Genomic DNA, 1,911 nt, shown 5'->3' on the forward strand with positions numbered 1-1,911 from the left:
TGGTTGCGGGGGCAGGATTTGAACCTGCGGCCTTCGGGTTATGAGCCCGACGAGCTACCGGGCTGCTCCACCCCGCGACGGTAAAACGCAACCTATGACCATGAACGTGGTCAGGTTCTCTATAATACAGCAGTTTGAGCCAATATGCAAGCACCGAAGGAACAATCCACTATAGACGCGAACGAAGAAGCCCGGCTGCACGCCCATGCAGAAGGGCCCTCGTTCGCTCCTTATTCGGCCTGAACGCTCGCTCGAACCCGGACCAGCGGCAGGAACAGCTCGTCCACGATCTGGACGACGACATCCTCGGATACCGCCCCATGGGTGGTCAGCATCTCGTACCGCAGCAGGTCGACCGGAAGCGAGACGATGCGATCCGGCAATTGACCCGGCCGAAGCTCGCCGCGCTTCTCGGCGTTGCCGACGATCGCCTGCATGGCGGCAAAGAGCGCGTCCTCGGATCTTGGCGGCAGGGGCCTGGACATCGGATGCTCCTTGCCCGGATATTCGCTCATCAGCCCATGGATAGTCTCGGGACCGATCGCTTGCAACGGCTTGAAGATGCCTTGCAGGAAGGTCAGCACGTCCGTCCGCAGATCGCCGGTATCCGCGGCTTCGATGGAAGGCTTGGGGGCGAATTTGATAAGCGCGGCGATAACCAGCTGCGCTTTATTCGGCCATCTTCGATAGACTGCCGTCTTGTTCGTCTGCGCCCGCACGGCGACCGCCTCCATCGTCAGGCGGTTGTAGCCGGTCGCCTCCAGCTCGTCCCAGGCCGCCTGCAGAATCGCGTTTTCAAGCACGTCGCCTCTCCGGCGCGTCCCGGCGCCATTGTTTGGGGCCTGCTCCTTTTTCGATTCAGCCATCGCTCTATCCTCTCGACGATCTTTGAAGTGTGAAAATCCGCTCTTTAAATTATTATATTGCATTTCCTGCCGCAATAGCATATCTTGTTCATATAAGGTACGGTACGTACCGTACCTTAAATTTTAGCAAGAGGTGACGCTAATGGCAAGCGTGCAAGCGGCGGAAGCGAGAGCTGCCAAACCGCCCAAAGAAAAAATAGACGCCGGCGTTTTGAGGATTGCGCTGATCCTCGTCTTCGGCGCCGTCGCGTCCCAGCTGGACTCGACCATGATCAACGTAGCCATCGACAAGCTGGCATCCGACCTGCACAGCACGGTGTCCGCGATCCAGTGGGTCGTCACAGGGTATGTGCTTACGATGGGGCTGGCGGTACCGACCTCGGGATGGGCGATCCAGCGCTACGGCGGGAAAAGGGTGTACATATTCTCGCTCTTTATTTTTCTCGTCTCGTCCGTTTTATGCGGGCTGGCATGGAATACCGGAAGCCTGATCGGCTTCCGGCTGCTGCAGGGCGTGGGTGCGGGCCTTCTCATCCCCACGATGCAAAATGTGCTCGTGCAATCGTCCGGCGGTCGCAATCTCGGCAGACTCATCGCGATCATCAGCATTCCCGCGTTGATCGGCCCCATCCTCGGTCCCGTCATCGGCGGTCTGCTCATTCAAAACCTCGATTGGCGCTGGATTTTTTACGTGAACATCCCGATCATGCTCGTCGCGATCTGGCTAAGCTGGCGTTACATTCCGACCGACGAGCGGGCGCACGACAAGCCGAAGCTCGATATTGCCGGGCTGATGCTGTTGTCTCCGGCTTTTGCCGCTCTGATCTACGGCATATCCGAGGCCAGCACGGAGGGCGGACTCGGCAGCCTGAAGGCCTCGCTTCCGCTGGCTGGAGGGATCGTCCTGACGGCGGCTTATATCGGTTACGCACTGCGCACGCGGCAATCGCCGCTGCTCGATCTGCGGCTGTGCCGGTCCCGCCATTTTCTCGGTTCGAACGTAACGCTGTTTCTGACGGGGATGGTGATGGACGGAGCGATGCTG

At 59.2% G+C, this 1,911-nt stretch carries 2 protein-coding genes and 1 tRNA gene; 1 reads left to right on the forward strand and 2 read right to left on the reverse strand.

Annotated features, from left to right (window positions below; all coding sequences use genetic code 11):
- Together KVT38_RS33255 and KVT38_RS33260 are read right to left on the reverse strand one after the other, a co-directional pair.
- Positions 1–77: transfer RNA gene (locus tag KVT38_RS33255), tRNA-Met, on the reverse strand.
- A 153-nt stretch (positions 78–230) separates the two neighbouring features.
- Positions 231–866, reverse strand: coding sequence for a TetR/AcrR family transcriptional regulator (locus tag KVT38_RS33260; protein WP_217598026.1), 636 nt, complete (start codon positions 864–866; stop codon positions 231–233).
- Between the two features lie 142 nt (positions 867–1,008).
- Between KVT38_RS33260 and KVT38_RS33265 the strand changes: the two genes are divergently transcribed.
- On the forward strand, positions 1,009–1,911 hold a 903-nt coding region (locus KVT38_RS33265; RefSeq protein WP_254639750.1), incomplete at its 3' end, for an MFS transporter.

It is taken from the genome of Cohnella sp. GbtcB17 (assembly GCF_019091135.1).
Classification (GTDB): domain Bacteria; phylum Bacillota; class Bacilli; order Paenibacillales; family Paenibacillaceae; genus Cohnella.